18 protein-coding genes, 1 tRNA gene and 1 pseudogene are annotated in these 16,062 nt (G+C 58.5%); 10 read left to right on the top strand and 10 right to left on the bottom strand.

The window, feature by feature from the left end; genetic code table 11:
* The first annotated feature begins 39 nt into the window (after window positions 1-39).
* The 3 genes from ACP7B1_RS08990 (at window position 40) to ACP7B1_RS08980 (ending at window position 2,093) form a co-directional block, all read left to right on the top strand.
* Window positions 40-1,281: a cysteine desulfurase gene (locus tag ACP7B1_RS08990; RefSeq protein ID WP_223613226.1), complete on the top strand. Its 1,242-nt coding sequence runs from the start codon at window positions 40-42 to the stop codon at window positions 1,279-1,281.
* A complete protein-coding gene (locus tag ACP7B1_RS08985) occupies window positions 1,281-1,694 on the top strand; it encodes an SUF system Fe-S cluster assembly protein (protein WP_403175039.1) in 414 nt (137 codons plus the stop codon). The genes ACP7B1_RS08990 and ACP7B1_RS08985 overlap by 1 nt, the downstream gene beginning before the upstream one ends.
* Before the next feature lie 144 nt (window positions 1,695-1,838).
* Entirely contained in the window at window positions 1,839-2,093 is a 255-nt protein-coding gene (locus tag ACP7B1_RS08980) for a hypothetical protein (RefSeq protein ID WP_346305008.1), read from the top strand.
* Between the two features lie 7 nt (window positions 2,094-2,100).
* Here ACP7B1_RS08980 and ACP7B1_RS08975 read toward each other — a convergent pair whose 3' ends face one another.
* Window positions 2,101-2,709, bottom strand: a complete 609-nt coding sequence (locus ACP7B1_RS08975) for a hypothetical protein (RefSeq protein WP_346305009.1) — start codon at window positions 2,707-2,709, stop codon at window positions 2,101-2,103.
* Window positions 2,710-2,834: 125 nt separating this feature from the next.
* On the opposite strand from ACP7B1_RS08975, the gene sufA reads away from it, so the two are divergent.
* Entirely contained in the window at window positions 2,835-3,209 is a 375-nt protein-coding gene (gene sufA / locus ACP7B1_RS08970; RefSeq protein WP_346305010.1) for a Fe-S cluster assembly scaffold SufA, read from the top strand.
* A 79-nt stretch (window positions 3,210-3,288) separates the two neighbouring features.
* Window positions 3,289-3,612, top strand: a complete 324-nt coding sequence (locus ACP7B1_RS08965; RefSeq protein WP_346305011.1) for a TfoX/Sxy family protein — start codon at window positions 3,289-3,291, stop codon at window positions 3,610-3,612.
* A 36-nt stretch (window positions 3,613-3,648) separates the two neighbouring features.
* Here ACP7B1_RS08965 and ACP7B1_RS08960 read toward each other — a convergent pair whose 3' ends face one another.
* The 3 genes from ACP7B1_RS08960 to ACP7B1_RS08950 all read right to left on the bottom strand — a co-directional run bounded on the left by ACP7B1_RS08960 (window position 3,649) and on the right by ACP7B1_RS08950 (window position 6,554).
* Window positions 3,649-4,050, bottom strand: coding sequence for an NUDIX domain-containing protein (locus tag ACP7B1_RS08960; RefSeq protein WP_346305012.1), 402 nt, complete (start codon window positions 4,048-4,050; stop codon window positions 3,649-3,651).
* Window positions 4,051-4,061: 11 nt separating this feature from the next.
* Complete coding sequence (locus ACP7B1_RS08955) at window positions 4,062-5,591, bottom strand: DEAD/DEAH box helicase (protein WP_346305013.1); 1,530 nt, start codon at window positions 5,589-5,591, stop codon at window positions 4,062-4,064.
* 189 nt (window positions 5,592-5,780) lie between these two features.
* Window positions 5,781-6,554 (bottom strand): NAD kinase, encoded by a 774-nt coding sequence (locus ACP7B1_RS08950; protein ID WP_346305014.1) that lies wholly within the window; start codon window positions 6,552-6,554, stop codon window positions 5,781-5,783.
* Window positions 6,555-6,709: 155 nt separating this feature from the next.
* Here ACP7B1_RS08950 and ACP7B1_RS08945 point away from each other — a divergent pair.
* Window positions 6,710-6,785 (top strand) — tRNA-Thr (locus ACP7B1_RS08945).
* 122 nt (window positions 6,786-6,907) lie between these two features.
* Here ACP7B1_RS08945 and ACP7B1_RS08940 read toward each other — a convergent pair.
* From ACP7B1_RS08940 to ACP7B1_RS08930, 3 genes are all read right to left on the bottom strand, one after another.
* Entirely contained in the window at window positions 6,908-7,294 is a 387-nt protein-coding gene (locus ACP7B1_RS08940; protein ID WP_346305015.1) for a YkvA family protein, read from the bottom strand.
* Window positions 7,295-7,373: 79 nt separating this feature from the next.
* Entirely contained in the window at window positions 7,374-7,580 is a 207-nt protein-coding gene (locus tag ACP7B1_RS08935) for a hypothetical protein (RefSeq protein WP_346305016.1), read from the bottom strand.
* A 231-nt stretch (window positions 7,581-7,811) separates the two neighbouring features.
* Window positions 7,812-9,074 (bottom strand): Nramp family divalent metal transporter, encoded by a 1,263-nt coding sequence (locus ACP7B1_RS08930; protein ID WP_346305017.1) that lies wholly within the window; start codon window positions 9,072-9,074, stop codon window positions 7,812-7,814.
* A gap of 205 nt (window positions 9,075-9,279) precedes the next feature.
* Between ACP7B1_RS08930 and ACP7B1_RS08925 the strand changes: the two are divergent.
* A pseudogene (locus ACP7B1_RS08925) lies at window positions 9,280-10,092 on the top strand (class I SAM-dependent methyltransferase).
* 284 nt (window positions 10,093-10,376) lie between these two features.
* Here ACP7B1_RS08925 and ACP7B1_RS08920 read toward each other — a convergent pair.
* Both ACP7B1_RS08920 and ACP7B1_RS08915 read right to left on the bottom strand, forming a co-directional pair.
* Window positions 10,377-10,871 (bottom strand): class I SAM-dependent methyltransferase, encoded by a 495-nt coding sequence (locus tag ACP7B1_RS08920; RefSeq protein ID WP_426136878.1) that lies wholly within the window; start codon window positions 10,869-10,871, stop codon window positions 10,377-10,379.
* A gap of 234 nt (window positions 10,872-11,105) precedes the next feature.
* Complete coding sequence (locus ACP7B1_RS08915; protein WP_426136877.1) at window positions 11,106-11,612, bottom strand: cytochrome b; 507 nt, start codon at window positions 11,610-11,612, stop codon at window positions 11,106-11,108.
* A 262-nt stretch (window positions 11,613-11,874) separates the two neighbouring features.
* Between ACP7B1_RS08915 and ACP7B1_RS08910 the strand changes: the two genes are divergently transcribed.
* Window positions 11,875-12,396 (top strand): cupin domain-containing protein, encoded by a 522-nt coding sequence (locus ACP7B1_RS08910; RefSeq protein ID WP_346306735.1) that lies wholly within the window; start codon window positions 11,875-11,877, stop codon window positions 12,394-12,396.
* Between the two features lie 273 nt (window positions 12,397-12,669).
* On the top strand, window positions 12,670-13,773 hold the full coding sequence (locus ACP7B1_RS08905; RefSeq protein WP_403174972.1) for an ABC transporter substrate-binding protein: 1,104 nt from the start codon (window positions 12,670-12,672) through the stop codon (window positions 13,771-13,773).
* Window positions 13,774-13,870: 97 nt separating this feature from the next.
* On the opposite strand, the gene ACP7B1_RS08900 is transcribed toward ACP7B1_RS08905, so the two are convergent.
* On the bottom strand, window positions 13,871-14,446 hold the full coding sequence (locus ACP7B1_RS08900; protein WP_346306733.1) for a transglycosylase SLT domain-containing protein: 576 nt from the start codon (window positions 14,444-14,446) through the stop codon (window positions 13,871-13,873).
* A gap of 288 nt (window positions 14,447-14,734) precedes the next feature.
* Here ACP7B1_RS08900 and ACP7B1_RS08895 point away from each other — a divergent pair, with 288 nt between their 5' ends.
* Window positions 14,735-15,739, top strand: a complete 1,005-nt coding sequence (locus tag ACP7B1_RS08895) for an alpha/beta hydrolase (RefSeq protein WP_346306732.1) — start codon at window positions 14,735-14,737, stop codon at window positions 15,737-15,739.
* Window positions 15,740-16,062 lie beyond the last annotated feature (323 nt).

Below are 16,062 nucleotides of genomic sequence, written 5' to 3'. Positions count from 1 at the left end.
GTGAAACACCCGACTGAAACGCAGGAAAGCGCGGGCAACATGGATACGAAGATCATTCGAAGCGGTTATGATGTCGAGGCGATCCGCCGCGATTTCCCCATCCTGTCGCGCGAAGTCTACGGCAAACCACTGGTTTATCTCGACAACGGTGCCTCCGCGCAGAAACCGCAGGCGGTGATCGACGCGATCACCCATACCTATTCGAACGAATATGCCAATGTGCATCGCGGCCTGCATTTCCTGTCGAACGCGGCCACCGATGCCTATGAAAAGGCCCGCGAAAACGTTCGCCGCTTTCTGAACGCCGGTTCGGTCGACGAGATCGTCTTCACCAAATCGGCGACCGAGGCGATCAATACGGTTGCCTATGGCTATGGCATGCCGCATATCGGCGAGGGCGACGAGATCGTCCTGTCGATCATGGAGCACCATTCCAACATCGTTCCCTGGCATTTCATCCGCGAACGGCAGGGCGCAAAGCTGGTCTGGGTCCCGGTCGACGAGCAGGGCGCGTTCCATATCGAGGAATTCGAGGCGCGGCTGACGGAACGCACCAAGCTGGTGGCCATTACCCATATGTCGAATGTGCTCGGCACCGTGACGCCGATCAAGGACATCGTCCGCATTGCCCATGCGCGCGGCATTCCGGTGCTTGTCGACGGCAGCCAGGGCGCCGTGCATCTGCCGGTTGACGTGCAGGATCTCGGCTGTGACTGGTACATTTTCACCGGGCACAAGATCTATGGTCCATCCGGTATCGGTGTTCTCTACGGCCGCAAGGAAAAGCTGGAAGCCATGCGCCCATTCCAGGGCGGCGGCGAGATGATCGAAGAGGTGACGGAGGATATCGTTACCTATAATCACCCGCCGCACCGTTTCGAGGCGGGTACGCCGCCGATCGCCCAGGCCATCGGTCTTGGTGCCGCCATCGAATATGTCGAGAAGATCGGCCGCGCCGCCATTCTCGCGCATGAGGAAGATTTGCGCGATTACGCGCATGAACGGCTGCGTGAGATCAATTCGCTGCGCATTTTTGGCGATGCCAAGGGCAAGGGCGCCATCATCTCCTTCGAGCTCGAAGGCATCCATGCCCACGACGTCTCCATGGTGATTGACCGGGCGGGTGTCGCCGTGCGCGCGGGCACACATTGTGCCCAGCCGCTCTTGAAACGGTTCGGCGTAACGTCCACATGCCGTGCATCGTTTGCGATGTATAATACGAGAGACGAGATCGATGTTCTCGCCGATGCGCTGGAAAAGGCGCGGAAATTCTTTGGGTGATGCCGATGACCGACAAAGTCGAAACGCTGGAAAAAGACGAGACGCTGAAGCCGGATGCTTCCGCCGTGAGCGGCGCGGTTTCCGCTTCCGCCATTCCAGCCGATGAACTCGCCCGCATGACCGATGATATCATCGGCGCGCTGAAGACGGTCTATGATCCGGAAATTCCGGCGGATATCTATGAGCTTGGCCTCGTCTACAAGATCGACATCGAAGACGACCGCTCCGTGAAGATCGAGATGACCCTGACGGCACCCGGCTGCCCGGTTGCCGGGGAAATGCCCGGCTGGGTACAGGATGCGGTCAGCTCGGTCGAGGGCGTCAGCTTTGTCGACGTGACGATGACCTTCGATCCGCCCTGGACGCCCGACCGCATGTCGGAAGAGGCGCAGGTCGCCGTCGGCTGGTACTGATCCGTTCCGGGTGCATTGCGCTTTCGGCTGATATCTTCTCCTAATGTCTAATTGTCAGGTACGTCGCGGCTCGTCACTGTGGGGTGTCCCATGCCGTAGTGCGTGGGCCACCGATTAACGGAACAGCCCCTCAGGAGGTCCGCGATGAGTGCTTTCTGGATCGTGCGCCTCGGTATGGCAGGCGTGATCTTCTTTGCGCTCAAAGCCGCGTGGCATTGGCAGGCATCGACCGTCGTTTTGACGCGCGCGGATATTGCCGGGCTGCTTGACGCCCGGTCGGCCATGGGTGTCGTTGCCGAGTCTGCGCTGGAACAGGCGCGGCAGAACGCGCGGGGTTCCAGGGCCGCCGCCTGGGCGTGCTTGCTGGCCGCCATTGTCGGCATCGCCAGCTGGTTTTGAAGCGCCCTCAGGGCGCTTCGCAGCCTTCCGGAACGCTTTGATCCAGCGGCTTTTCGAATTTCTGCAACGTGCCGTCGAGAATGGACAAGGGAACAAAGGGAACGCCCTGGATGGCGGCATTTGCCAGCCGGAGGCGGTAGCAACCGTTGTAGACGGTGTGTTTCCCGTCCTTCTGCGTCGATTCGATCGCCAGTGGCAGGCTCCAATAGGTGGAACCAGCCGCGCCCTCGCTTTCGGATTTGCCAAGGCGCAATTCCACCGAGACGGTGTTCTCGTACCCGGCCTGGAACTGCGGAAACGGCTGGCTATGGCCTTCCTCGGCATAGTAGCTGTAGGCGCGCGCATATTCCTGGCGGTTGATGGCATTGTAATAGGATTTGACCAGTTGCTCCGGCGTGCTGCGGTCGTCGAGATAGTCCGGTACGGACTGATTGGGCGCTTCAGCCGATTCCTTGGGGGCAGGTGCTTCCGGGGCGGCCTCGGCGGGCGCCGCCGCTACGGGCTTCGTACCAGTTTCCTGCTTCGGCTCGGGCTTCTTGGTCTCCTGAGCAAGTGCAGGCGTCAGGTTCAGCGCCATACCGGCAAGGCTGGTGAGAATGAGATGGCGGTAATTCATGATTTCTGCCTTCTGCGTGCGGGTTTTTGGGACGGGACGAGTTTGAACACTTGCGGTGACGGTTGTGTAACACTAACTATGGTACAGACGGATCATTACACGATCCGAACCAAGAGAGATGAGAAATGGGTCGTTTTTCTGTCATGACGTTGACTGACGCTGCCGCTGCCCGCGTAAGCGAGATCGTGGCGGCGCGCGAGAATGCGCTCGGCATTCGCGTCGGCATCAAGAAGGGCGGCTGCGCCGGTATGGAATATACCATCGACCTCGTCACCGAGGCCAAGCCAGGCGATGATATCGTTGAAAAGGACGGCTCCAGGGTCTTCGTTGCGCCGGAGGCGGTGCTGTATCTCCTGGGAACGCAGATGGACTTCGAAGTCACGACCCTGCGCACGGGCTTTGTCTTCAACAACCCCAACCAGACGTCCGCCTGCGGCTGCGGTGAGTCGGTTGAACTGACACCGGCCAAGCCGGAAGCCCTGGCACCTGCCGCTTCCTGATTTTTCAGAATTCGCTATCCGGGACGGACGGAACGCTTTTTGGGCGTGACGTCTTCCCGTGTGCCTGCAATAATCGGGCATGGACAATGATGCGATTCACGATCTGTTTTCCGGGCTGGGGCCTGTCACCATCAAACGCATGTTTGGCGGCAAGGGCATCTATCACAATGGCCTGATCATTGCGCTTGAGGTGGCCGACGAAATCCTGCTCAAGGCCGATGCGATTTCCGCGCCCGACTTCGAAGCGGCGGGCTGCCGGCGCTGGAATTATGAAGGCAAGTCTAAGATCGTCAACATGCCGTACTGGTCCGTTCCCGCCGACGCGTTCGATGATCCCGACGTTATGACCGAATGGGCGCGCAGGGCCTATGAGGCCTCGCTGCGCGTGGCACGGCAGGCATAGCGCGCAGAACCGCGCTGGCGGGCTTCCACGGCCCTGTCAGGCCATCTGACGGATCAGGTCCAGGGCATGAACGGTGGGGAGTGTCAGTCTGTCCGGCAGCTTATCGAGTGGAAACCAGTCGATACCGCCGTGTTTGTCCGGTTCAAGCAGCTGTATTTCGCCGGAAAAGCTTTCCGCTTGAAACAGAACGCCGAACCAATGCTGCTTTTCATCATGAAAAAGCTGCTCGCTGAGGCCCAGCAACTTGATGTCGCCGGCTTCCAGCCCGGTTTCCTCAAGCGCCTCGCGCCGGATCGCCTGCTCAGCGGTTTCCAGGAAATCGATCTTGCCGCCGGGAATGCCCCAGGCGCCGGTCTCCGGGCTTTTCTTGCGCTGTAGCAAGAGGATGTGGCCGTCTCTTATGAAAACGATTCCGCATCCGACGCCCGGCGCATTCACGGTTGGAGCCCTTAAATCTTTGTATCGATCAGCATGAAGGCAGGAATGTCATCGCCAAAGCCGACCGGCGACGGTTCATTGTCGCCCCGATCGCGGCGGTATTCGCGCTCACGTTCGCGCCGTGGTTGTTCCTGCTGAGCGGCAGGGCGGGCGCGGCGCTGTTCATTGTCAGCCTTGATTGCTGCCTTTTGCGGCTTCTCGGCCGTCTTCTTGACGGGCGCTTCGGCGACAACCGGCTGTTCGCCGATTTCCTTGGCGCGCTCGGCAGCGGCAATGATGTCGATTTCCGACTGCGGGCGTTCGCGCTCGCGGCCCTCATTGCGCGGCTTGCGCTTGCTTTCGCTCTTGCCGCGGGCATTGCGGCCACGGCGCGGCGCTTCGTCGGTTTCTTCCGAAACGGGCAGGGTGGTGAGATCGCCGTCATACCAGTTGATGTCTTCGCCGATCAGTTTTTCGATGGAGGCGAGATGTTTGACATCGGATGGCGTGACCAGCGTGAAAGCCTTGCCCGAGCGTCCGGCGCGGCCCGTGCGGCCAATGCGGTGGACGTAATCTTCCGAATGGATCGGCACGTCGAAATTGAAGACGTGGCTGACATCGGGAATATCGAGGCCGCGGGCAGCCACATCGGAGGCAACGAGGATCTTGAGCTTGCCGTCCTTGAAATTGGCCAGCATCGTCGTGCGGGCGCGCTGATCCATATCGCCGTGCAGGGCACCGGCGTCGAATTCATGCTTGACCAGCGAACGGAACAGTTCCGAAACATCCTTCTTGCGGTTGCAGAAGATGATTGCGTTCTTCAGGCCATCCTCTTCGGCGCGGATCAGATCGCGCAGCTTGGCGCGCTTTTCCCAATCCTTCTTGCCCGATTTGACCAGCTGCTGCTCGACGGTCTTGGCCGTCGTCGCCGCCTTGGCGACTTCAACACGCACCGGCGCGTGCAGGAACTGTTCAGTCAGCTTGGTGATCTCAGGCGGCATGGTGGCCGAGAAGAACAGCGTCTGGCGGGTGAATGGGATCAGTTTGCAGATGCGCTCGATATCGGGGATGAAGCCCATGTCGAGCATGCGGTCGGCTTCGTCGATGACGAGAATGTCGACGCCGGTCAGGAGCAGTTTGCCGCGCTCGAAATGATCGAGCAGGCGGCCGGGCGTGGCGATCAGAACGTCGGCACCGCGTTCGAGCTTGCGCAGCTGGTCGTCAAACGAAACGCCGCCGATCAGCAGTGCAACGTTGAGGCGATGGTTCTTGCCGTATTTGACGAAGTTTTCCTCGACCTGCGCCGCGAGTTCGCGTGTCGGCTCCAGAATGAGCGTGCGCGGCATGCGGGCACGGGCGCGGCCCTGTTCCAGCAGCGTCAGCATCGGCAGCACGAAGGAGGCTGTCTTGCCGGTCCCTGTCTGGGCAATGCCGAGCACGTCCTTGCGCTGCAGCGCATGCGGGATGGCGCCTGCCTGGATCGGAGTGGGGATTGTGTATCCTGCTGCTTCGACAGCGTCGAGCACTTTCGGCGAAAGGCCCAGATCAGCGAACGTGGTCAATGGAGGTTTAACTTTCTATCTGCAGTCGATGCCGCACATGTCCGTCATTTTTGCCAATGGAATGGGTGCTTTGTATTGCACATTGTCTTGCAGGAATGGCGTTAGGGCTCATGCCAGCAAAAGTCAACTCTCGCGTCCCGTGAGATTTAAGAGTCTGTTACAATTGTGCATCACTTTAATCTAATGTTGTCAATAAAGGAACTGTTCTTTGAGAATTCGTTCATTCCACGAATGGTTCTTGTCGAACAGGATGGTTGCACGCAGTTGCGAGGCTTCTTCGATGGTGACCGAAAGAACCGACTTCACTTCCGTGTGATCGGCGACCGCATTGACCGGCCGCTTCTCCGGTTCGAGGATATCAAGCCGCACCGTGACCTTGTTCGACAGGAGCGCACCGCGCCAGCGGCGCGGGCGGAAGGGTGAGACCGGGGTGAGGGCCAGCAGACGGGCATCGAGCGGCAGGATCGGCCCTTGCGCCGAGAGATTGTAGGCGGTTGAACCAGCGGGTGTTGCCACCATCACGCCATCGCAGATCAGTTCCTCCAGGCGAACCTGGTCGTCGACGGTTATCCTGATCTTCGCGGCCTGATAGGACTGGCGCAGCAGATAGACATCGTTGAGCGCAAAGGAGGTCACGGTGCCTTCCTCCAGCGATTCCGCCACCATCTTGAGCGGGCGGATGGTTTCGGCCTGCGCCGCCTCCACACGTTCCTTCAGGCCGGTCTCGCTGTACTCGTTCATGAGAAACCCGACGGAGCCGCGATTCATGCCATAGGTCATCTTGCCCTGGTTCATGTGGTTCTGCAGCGTCTGGAGCATGAAGCCATCGCCGCCGAGCGCAATGATGACGTCGGCATCCTTGGGGGCCGTCTGCCCGTAGACATGGACGAGAGACGCCATGGCCTCGTCGGATTCCGGTGTTCCGGAGGAAAGAAAAGCAAAGGTTTCAATATTCCGGGTCATGGCTGCCTGCGTGTCCGAGCATGTCGAGGATGTATCGCCTAGCACGGCGCGCTTGATCTGGCAAAATGCGGCGCAGGCAAAAAAACCGGAAAAAATGCGCCAAGTGCTGTTTTTTCATTTTACATCAGGATCGTTTGTGCTAATCGGACGCCGCTGCCCTTATAGCTCAGTTGGTAGAGCATCTGATTTGTAATCAGAGGGTCGGGAGTTCGAGTCTCTCTGGGGGCACCACCTGTTTTCTCTTCATTTTCAAGTGGTTGTTTGTCCAGCATCTTTTTCAAGGTGCGGGGCCGGGATGTGAAGCATGGGTCAAAGACGGCGTTCCAGCCACCTTCCGATCCGCGCCATAAGCCTTATCCCCACCAATGGCTGTATGCGAACGCTCCAAGAGCCAGCGTAGCCAGAGCCCAAACCAGCAGAATGAATGCGAGACCCGCCTTGCTCGTGGGGCGATCGGATCGCTCGTCGGCGGCGTGGCGGAATTCCTGCATCAACGGCACCGGTATGAGCTTTATCGCCAGCAGGATACCGGCAGGGACAATCAAGAGATCATCCAGATATCCCACAACCGGGATGAAGTCGGGGATGAGATCAATCGGCGATAGGGCATAGGCCGCCACGAACCCTGCAATGACCTTTGCCAGCGTTGGTGTTCGCGGATCGCGCGCCGCGATCCAAAGCGCCACGACATCGCGCTTTATCCGCCGCGCCCATTGTTTGATATCTGTTGTCCAAGCCATCAGAGCAATTAGCAACGAATTTCAGTCCATGGCTAGTCTATTCGGGCCATTCGCGGCATGGCCCGCGCAGAAGCGCAGATCATCGGATGGTGGTTCGACGCTTCGCGCTGCGATGCAATGCGGCAGCGACCAAACTGGGATCAAGTGAAACGTTGATCACCGTATCGCAATGCGGGCAGACAAACATCCCGCCGCGCAAATGCTTCGTGCCATCCACCAGATCAACCTGTTGAACAGTGATGGACGTCAGTTCACGCGCACACTTTGGGCATTTCCCGCTCGTCATTCGTTCTTCCCGTCTTTGGACGGATTTTGACACAACTCTGGCAAAAGCAAACCTATCCGATGAGGTGAAGACCTACATCGTTCAGGCACTGCCGGACAATGCCGGATCCAGTCTGGCGCCTAAGTGGAAAAGTACGTCTGAAGAGACCCTTGTGGCCTTGTTTCCTTCAGGGGTATCTGAAAGTTTCGCAACAAAGACTGTTTAGCCGGGAAAGCTGTCGTCGATGCGTGCTTACAGGAGTGACGTCACGATCATGCCAATCACGGCAGCAGCCATAACGGCCGTGGCCAGCCAGCCGATCCAGCACAGCGGACCCTTTACGGTGTTCTTCTTCATGATGTCGGTTCTGGCGGTCATCAACATCATCATCACCATGACCGGGACGGATACGATGCCATTGATGACGGCACTCCAGAACAATGCCTTGATGGGGTCGATGGGTGAAAAATCAACGAGAATGCCAATGAGTGTCGCCGCGGCAATGGTTGCGTAAAACGCCTTTGCTTCCTTCGGCTTGCGCGCAAGGCCGATCGGCCATTTGCGGGCTTCACCCAGGGCATAGGCCGCCGATCCCGCCAGGACAGGAATGGCAAGCAGGCCGGTTCCGATGATGCCCAGCGCAAAGATTGTGAAGGCAAACTGGCCGGCAATCGGTTTGAGTGCCTCTGCGGCCTGCGCAGATGTCTGTATGTCTGTCTTTCCGGTTACGTGCAGCGTTGCTGCCGTCGTCACCATGATGGCCAGGGCGACCAGGCTCGAGAAGCCCATGCCGACATAGGTATCCCAGCGAATGCGTTGGATGGCAGCCTTCGACTGTTCCGGTGCATCAACGAGCGGCTGGCGGGACGCGCTCTCCCTTTCGTCTTCCACCTCCTGCGAGGCCTGCCAGAAGAAAAGATAGGGGCTGATGGTTGTGCCCAGAATGGCCACGACCGTCGTCCAGAATGCCGTGTCTGCCGAAAAGGTGGGAATAAAGAACCCGCGCGCCAGCTCTGCGTAGGGGATTTTCACGACCATAACCGTCCCGAAATAGGCGAACAACGAAAATGTCAGCCATTTCAACACGGAGACATAGCGGGTGTACTGCAGGAATATCTGCAGGCAGGCGCTAAAAATCGCAAACAGAACCACATAAAGCGCGACCTTGCCGCCGATGAGCAATCCGATCGCATCGCCCATAGCCCCGAGATCGGCGCCGATGTTGATCGTATTGGCGATGAAGAGCAGGGCGACGATCGCCGGCAAAATCCAGGGGGGATAATATGTCCGCAGATTTGTCGCGATACCATGGCCCGTCGTGCGTCCTATCCGGGCGCTGATTTCCTGAATGGCTGCCATCAGCGGATAGCTGAACAGCATGGTCCATGTTATCGCAAATCCGAATTGCGCGCCGGCCTGAGAATAAGTGGCGATACCGCTGGGATCGTCATCCGCCGCACCGGTAATAAGGCCCGGTCCCAATACGCTCAGAAGCTTTGGTTTCGATGTTGCCACGGCTGGATCCTTTGCCGGATCCCTGGTTTTCTTCAACGCGATATTCTCCCGAAATGGCCGCTTCAACGGCACACAGCAACGGGCAGAACAGGTATTGGTTCCTTGACGGGAACGACGCATGGCCGCTGATGGCATCAGCGGCTCAACCGATGTATAGTTCTGATAGTTGGCCATCGGAGCCTGAGGCGCGACGGGATCATCACCTATGCCTGCCATGGACAAGCTGTTCGCGGGATCCATCCCCGAGATTTACGACACCTGTCTGGTGCCTCTGATCTTTCAGGCCTATGCAACTGACCTGGCGCGGCGGGCCGCAGGCGCGGCGCCTGCCCACGTTCTGGAAACGGCGGCGGGAACCGGCGTCGTCACGCGTGCACTGGCCCCGCTGCTCGATCCGAGAGCCAGTTACATCGTCAGCGATCTCAACCAGCCTATGCTCGACAGAGCTGCCATCCGGCAGGGAGCGGACGGGCGCATCACCTGGCGACAGGCGGACGCGCTTAGCCTGCCCTTCGAGCAGGACAGTTTCGATGCGGTTGTCTGTCAGTTTGGCGCGATGTTCTTCCCCGACAGGGTCTGCGGCTATCGGGAGGCGCTTCGCGTCCTCAAACCTGGCGGCCGCTTTCTCTTCAACGTGTGGGATCGCATCGAGAAAAACGACTTTGCCCGCATCGTCACGGATGCTGCATCCGCCATTTTCCCCAGCGATCCACCCCGGTTCCTCGCCCGAACGCCGCACGGCTATCACGATGTGGAGCTGATCAAAGCAGAACTACGCATGGCGGGCTTCACGGCCATCGAAATCATGACGCTCTAACACCGAAGCGATGCGCCAAGCGCGCGCAGCGCGGCGATTGCCTACTGCCAGGGCACGCCATTGCGCAACGAAATCGAAGCCCGCGACCCGAAGGCGCTGCAAACCGTTACCGACCGTGCCGCCGAAGCGATTGCGAAGCAGTACGGCGATGGCCCGGTTTCCGGAAAAATTCAGGCGCATATCGTTGTTGCACGGGCCTAGCGGATCGATATCCAGCATTTGCCGCAGCTTTTCGTCACTGGCGCGTCACGCCGGATTTGCTTTTGTCGGTCCTGGAGTGGACAGACATGATTGTCTCAAGAACTGAAGAATAAGGGATCATGCCCCGGTCCACTGTCGCGAATGTGGTGCATTGATCTGACGATGAAGCAAAGTGCTGGAAAAGCGCATGCTGGAATAAACTAGAGCCCTCGTGTGTCTCCAGACGCGAGGGCTTTTATCTTTCTGGGTCGGGGTGCCGGCAAACACCGTTGATTCCGGTTGAACTAGATCGGGGTGCCGATCTGCGGAGCAAATTTTTCTCCGGTATGACCCTTCTCAAAGACCGCGCAGCTATCATAAAAATGCATCGAAAGCGTCCCCTTTGAAAAGTCGCTTTCCGGAATCGCTCCGCGTGTATGTTCGGCGTTCAATTCGTCGATCATGTCCTTGCAATGCTCGATGAACGATCCGGGCCGCTTGTATCCGCCGGAATATTCTTCCCAATAGGCGGTGTGCAGATCCTCGACGAAATAGACGCCGTCCCTCGCCATGCGCGGATAGAGGAATTGAAACGTTGCCGACAGGTGCTCCATGACATGGCTTCCGTCGTCGAGCACCACATCAGGTGCGCCAAACTCCGCCAGAACGGAAGCCAGGAAACCGGTGTCCGACTGATCCCCGATCCTGATGTGGATCTGGTCTTCCTCGAAGTTTGCACATTCGGCCCTGACATCGATGCCGACAATCGTCGCAAGAGGGCCCAGATACTGCTTCCACATCTGCAGTGACCCGCCTTCGCCACAACCGATTTCAAGAAATATTACGGGACGATTGATGTATCTGGAAAAGTGCCGTTCATAGCTGGGGAAATAGTGTTTCCATTTATGAATGATGCGGCCCTGATTATTCAGGAACAATGGCCAAAGTGACATGTCAAACCCCGTCGTTCTGATAGGGAACAGGTATTTTATGATCCCTGAAATAGCAAGGTTCGCGTGATCCGTCCTGGCGGATCACGGCAGCATTCTCTGCATCACCTCATCCCCGCGGATGAAGTGGTGCCAAAGTGCGGCCAGGGCATGAATGCCGGCCAGGATGAGTATTCCGTTGGCGCAAAGGCTGTGCAGCTCCCTGATCGATCGCGCGGTTTCCCTGTTGGGGACAAATGGCGCCGGAATGGTGAAGAGGCCGAAGAAGCTCAAGGCGTCGCCTCTGAACCAGGTGAGCAATATGCCAAGGACGGGAATAGCGATCAGCAAGGCATAGAGCAAAAGATGCCCGACCTTTGCCAACGGACGCTCAAGGCCGGTCATCGAAGGCGGAAGGTCCGGGGCGCCGCGCGCAACGCGCAAAGCCAACCGCCAGAACACGAGTGCGGCGAGCAGCAAGCCGAATGAGATATGCAGCCACCACGCCAGGGCCCTGTTTGGATCACCTCTTGGAAAGAGATCGTTGCCATAGGTCAGCGCATAAATCAGCAGGACCAGAACGAACAGCGACCAGTGCAGGGTCTTCTGCATCGGTGAATATCCATTGACCGCCATGGAAGGCACTCCACTTTATAATCATTCTAATATTTGCACATTGGCGTGAAACGCGGCGCGGCGGCAACGGTTTTTTTCTTAACGATTCGTAAGGTTCCGGACTGTGGTTTCCCGGCGAGGTGCATGCGCGTCCTCCCATCGCCGGACGGCTTGAAACCGGATCACCGGTCCCATACCATTCCGGTTGGATTCGTGAACACACGACCGTTTGCGCCGTTTGTTCCATCGGGAGTTTGACATGACAACGAAAGACCGGCCGTCCTATATTGCGCATTGGTCCGAGATCGAAGGGACTGATGAAAACCACTACAAGGGTGATGACGAACTGCTCGCCATCAACGCGGCTTTCGGTCGGCATTTCGGGCTCGGCAGGATCGGCATTCATCACCAGCGCCTCTTGCCGGGGCGGCGGACATCTTTCCCGCATGCCGAGAGCGCGGAAGAGGAGTTCGTCTACGTTATCGAGGGCACGCCCGATGTCTGGCTGGACGGCGAACTCTGCCGGTTGAAGGCGGGCGATGCGGTCGGCTTTCCGGCGGGCACCGGAATTGCCCATAGTTTTCTCAACAATACCGAGGAGGAAGTCCGTCTTCTCGTGGTTGGTGAAACACCGAAACCGGAGAATCTGATCTATTATCCGCGCCATCCCGAGCGGAAGGCATTGCGTTCGGACTGGTGGGACAATCCGCCCGAGCGCCCGCTGGGCGACCACGACGGCATGACGGACAAAGTCCGTATTTGGAAAGCGCGGAACGTGTAGACGGGCTTCCCGACTGCGGGAAGAAGAGAACGCAAAGCAGGTTCCTGCAGAAGTACTTGCAGATGATGGGGATTTCCGGAAAAACGCGTGAAATCCGCAGTCGGCATGCGCCGGGAAAGCCGCTATATTGTTCCGATAAACCGGGCCAGATTTTTCATACTAAATGAGCATTGGCGGGACGTGGCATTTCATTTTTACTTATAGTACGGTTCGCTCGTCCTTGCGGACCATTGAAGAAAAATGAGGGGAAAAACCATGTCTTTGAAGAGAATAATGCAGGCAGCGTTACTGAGCGTTGCTTTGGGCGCTCCAGTCGCCTTGGCCGATGATCTGAAGATCGCGGTCGCAGGCCCGATGACCGGCCAGCTTGCCAATATCGGTGACCAGTTCAAGCAGGGCGCACAGGCCGCAGCCGCCGCGATCAACGAAAAGGGCGGCATCAAGGGACGGCAGATCAAACTGGTGTTCGAAGATGACGTCTGCGATCCGAAGCAGGCCGTTTCGATTGCCAACCGTATTGTCGGCGAAGGGATCAAGTTCGTCGATGGTCATGCATGCTCGGGTTCCAGCATCCCCGCGTCCGCGGTTTATGCCGAAGCTGGCGTGCTGATGATGACACCGGCGTCGTCCAACCCCGACCTGACCGATGCCGCAGCGAAAAAGGGCTGGTCGACGATCATGCGCCTCTATACGCGCGACGATGGCCAGGGTGAATTTGTCGGTCCGTGGATCGCCAAGACATACAAGGGCAAACGCGTCGTGATCCTGCATGACAAGGGCGCCTATGGTAAGGGCCTCGCCGACGCGGTGAAAGCCAAGATGAACGAGAGCGGGCTGAAGGAAGTGCTGTATGACGGCATCAACGCCGGCGACAAGGACTATTCTGCGCTCATCACCAAGCTGAAGGAAGCAAAGGCTGATTTCGTCTATTTCGGCGGTTATCATCCCGAAGCGGGCCTCATCCTGCGTCAGGCGGCCGACCAGAACTTCAAGTTCCAGCTGATGATGGGCGATGCGATTGCCTCGCCGGAATTCTGGGCGGTGGCAGGTCCGGCAGGCGAGGGTGTGATGTTCACATTCCCGGCTAATCCGCAGGCCCGGCCGGAGGCGAAGGCGGCTGTTGAGAAGATCAAGGCCAGCGGCTTCACGCCGGATGGTTTCACGCTGTTCTCCTACGCGGTTGTTGAAGCTTTCGCACAGGGCATCGATCGTGCCGGCAGCGATGATCCGGCCAAGGTTGCCGCGGCGCTCAAGGATGGAAAGCCGGTCAATACAGTCATTGGGCCTGTGGTTTTCGATGAGAAGGGCGATATCAAGGATGCCAAATATGACATCAATATCTGGCACAATGGTGCTTACTCGGCGATGAAGCCGTAAGACAGCAAGGGGCAGGCGGCCGTTTTGTCCACCTGTACCGACCGAAATGAAAACGGGCGCCTCGGGCGCCCGTTTTTCTTGGCTTACAAGACGTGTTCTACAGTCCGCAGCTCTGCATCTGTGCGGCGTACCGGCTTGCCATGGCGGCCGTGCGCCGCGCCGCCCGGTCGACGCCCGGCCTGTTGCGCCAGGTTCCGCGCGCATATTCGTTGGGACCGGCGTAATAGGCGGCGTAGAGATTGTAGGCGTCGTTGAGCGGGATGCCGTTCTTCTTGTTGCTTTGCGCGTGATACCAGCCGACGAAATACACCGCATCGGCAAAACTGGTGCGGCCGCTGCCATAACGTCCGGTGCTGCGCTGGAATTCCGCCCAGGTGCCGTCGAGTGCCTGCGAGTAGCCGTAGGCGGTGGAGGGGCGCGTCCAGGGAATGAAGCCGAGCAATTTGGTGCGTGGCGGCCTTGCCCGGGCCTGAAAGCCGGATTCGGTGTTGATCGTGGCCATGAGAATGGGAACCGGCACGCCATATTGGGCTTCCGCGCCCTTGGCGTAGGAATACCAATTGTTGAAAAAGCCGTCCTTTTGATCGAATACGGCGCAAACATTGCTGGTCTGGGTGGGCGCCGAGGCGCAGCCTGCCAGCAACAACAAGGGTATCATCATGATGCGGCGCATGGGCAAGTCCTTTGTCTTGCCCAACCAACTAGTCCTCAATTCCTAATGGAATCTTACCAAATGGCCTCGGGGGCCGATCACATTCGATCAAATTTGATGTGACAATTTATTGTTTCTTAAACGCTGCCTGCCGCCGCGCGAACAAGGACGGCACGGGGCCGAGCCGGCGCCAGGGTGTATCCCGGCGAGAAAGAGACTTGCCTTCGTGCCGCAGCGGGATCAGGTTTGGCCCGGCGAATCCGTTTCGTGCAATGGAGGTCGCCGGTCACCATTCCAGAGGTTTTCCCCATGCGTGCCACCCATCATCCCGCCGGAACCGTGCATCGACTGGTCATCGACGGAGTTTCCCTTCGCAACAATCTGCTGGGCGATCCAACCGCTCGCGTGGTCGATGTCTATGTGCCCGCCGGGCATGACGGCACCGGTCTGCCGCTGCTTGTCGATCTCGTGGGGTTCACCGCCGGCGGTCCCGCGCACACCAACTGGAAGGGCTTTGGCGAGAACGTTCCGGAACGGCTGGACCGTCTGATTGGTTCGGGCGCCATGCCTCCGGTGGTCGTCGCCTTCCCGGATTGCTTTACCCGGCTCGGCGGCAACCAGTACATAAACAGCGCGGCGATGGGCAATTGGGAGGATTTTCTCATCGACGAGATGCTGCCTGCGGTTGAAGGCCGGTTCCGCTGCGGCGGTAACGGCAGGCGCGGGGTTTTCGGCAAGAGTTCAGGCGGCTATGGCACGCATGTGCATGCCATGCGACGGCCCGATATCTGGTCTGCGGCGGCAAGCCATTCCGGCGATGCGGGCTTTGAACAGCTTTATCTGCCGGAATTTCCCGGCGTGCTGCGGGCGCTTGCCGAACATGACCTCTCGATTGAAGCATGGATGACGGCTTTCGAGGCGAAACCGAAAAAGAGCGACAGCGATACGCTGGTCATCATGATTTTGGCCCAGGCGGCAACCTTCGATCCGGACCCGCAGGCCTTCCTGGGGCTGCGGCTGCCCGTCGATCTGGAAACCTGCGAACTGATCGAGGAGCGCTGGGCGAATTGGCTGGCCTGGGATCCGGCGCGGCTGGCGGAAACGCATGGGCACAATCTGGCGAAACTGAAAGCGGTTTATTTCGATTGCGGCACGAAGGACCAGTACAACATTCTCTACGGGTCGCGCCGCGTGCATCGGACGCTTGACCGGCTTGGCGTCGTTCACCGCTATGACGAGTTCGACGATAATCATTCGGCTGTCGATTATCGCATGGATGTCAGCCTGCCTTTTCTTGCCAAGGCCTTGAGCTGAGGCATCCGGCGACCCAGATAGGGTAGGCCCGACCGGGCAACCAGCATGGAGAGCAGGCATCCCGGTCAGGCCTTTGTGCTGGAGGGCAGCGCCAAGGCAACGCGGCCACGGGACGAAAGTTCCGGTTGGCAATCGGACAAATGGGGTTTTATGCAATGTTCTTGCAATCTAATGTGGTGACAACCCGATTGCGGCAGCAACCCGGTTTGATCTGCTGATCAGAATTTGACCGATGCCTTGCAACCTGCTTTTCAGATGAAGCGGCATCCTGCGGGCGCCAGAAATTGAGCCGATGAAAAACGACGTGAACCCATTATGACTGC

The sequence above is a fragment of the Phyllobacterium sp. SL163 genome (genome assembly GCF_049896885.1).
Classification (GTDB): domain Bacteria; phylum Pseudomonadota; class Alphaproteobacteria; order Rhizobiales; family Rhizobiaceae; genus Phyllobacterium; species Phyllobacterium calauticae.
This window is presented reverse-complemented; position numbering and strand designations above follow the sequence as displayed.

Excerpts from the sequence above, each read along its gene's own strand:
- ACP7B1_RS08990 (WP_223613226.1), top strand. The coding sequence starts at position 40 with ATGGATACGAAGATCATTCGAAGCGGTTATGATGTCGAGGCGATCCGC.
- ACP7B1_RS08985 (WP_403175039.1), top strand. The coding sequence starts at position 1,281 with ATGCCGATGACCGACAAAGTCGAAACGCTGGAAAAAGACGAGACGCTG.
- ACP7B1_RS08980 (WP_346305008.1), top strand. The coding sequence starts at position 1,839 with ATGAGTGCTTTCTGGATCGTGCGCCTCGGTATGGCAGGCGTGATCTTC.
- ACP7B1_RS08975 (WP_346305009.1), bottom strand. The coding sequence starts at position 2,709 with ATGAATTACCGCCATCTCATTCTCACCAGCCTTGCCGGTATGGCGCTG.
- sufA (WP_346305010.1), top strand. The coding sequence starts at position 2,835 with ATGGGTCGTTTTTCTGTCATGACGTTGACTGACGCTGCCGCTGCCCGC.
- ACP7B1_RS08965 (WP_346305011.1), top strand. The coding sequence starts at position 3,289 with ATGGACAATGATGCGATTCACGATCTGTTTTCCGGGCTGGGGCCTGTC.
- ACP7B1_RS08950 (WP_346305014.1), bottom strand. The coding sequence starts at position 6,554 with ATGACCCGGAATATTGAAACCTTTGCTTTTCTTTCCTCCGGAACACCG.
- ACP7B1_RS08940 (WP_346305015.1), bottom strand. The coding sequence starts at position 7,294 with ATGGCTTGGACAACAGATATCAAACAATGGGCGCGGCGGATAAAGCGC.
- ACP7B1_RS08935 (WP_346305016.1), bottom strand. The coding sequence starts at position 7,580 with ATGACGAGCGGGAAATGCCCAAAGTGTGCGCGTGAACTGACGTCCATC.
- ACP7B1_RS08920 (WP_426136878.1), bottom strand. The coding sequence starts at position 10,871 with ATGTGGAAGCAGTATCTGGGCCCTCTTGCGACGATTGTCGGCATCGAT.
- ACP7B1_RS08915 (WP_426136877.1), bottom strand. The coding sequence starts at position 11,612 with ATGCAGAAGACCCTGCACTGGTCGCTGTTCGTTCTGGTCCTGCTGATT.
- ACP7B1_RS08910 (WP_346306735.1), top strand. The coding sequence starts at position 11,875 with ATGACAACGAAAGACCGGCCGTCCTATATTGCGCATTGGTCCGAGATC.
- ACP7B1_RS08905 (WP_403174972.1), top strand. The coding sequence starts at position 12,670 with ATGCAGGCAGCGTTACTGAGCGTTGCTTTGGGCGCTCCAGTCGCCTTG.
- ACP7B1_RS08900 (WP_346306733.1), bottom strand. The coding sequence starts at position 14,446 with ATGCGCCGCATCATGATGATACCCTTGTTGTTGCTGGCAGGCTGCGCC.
- ACP7B1_RS08895 (WP_346306732.1), top strand. The coding sequence starts at position 14,735 with ATGCGTGCCACCCATCATCCCGCCGGAACCGTGCATCGACTGGTCATC.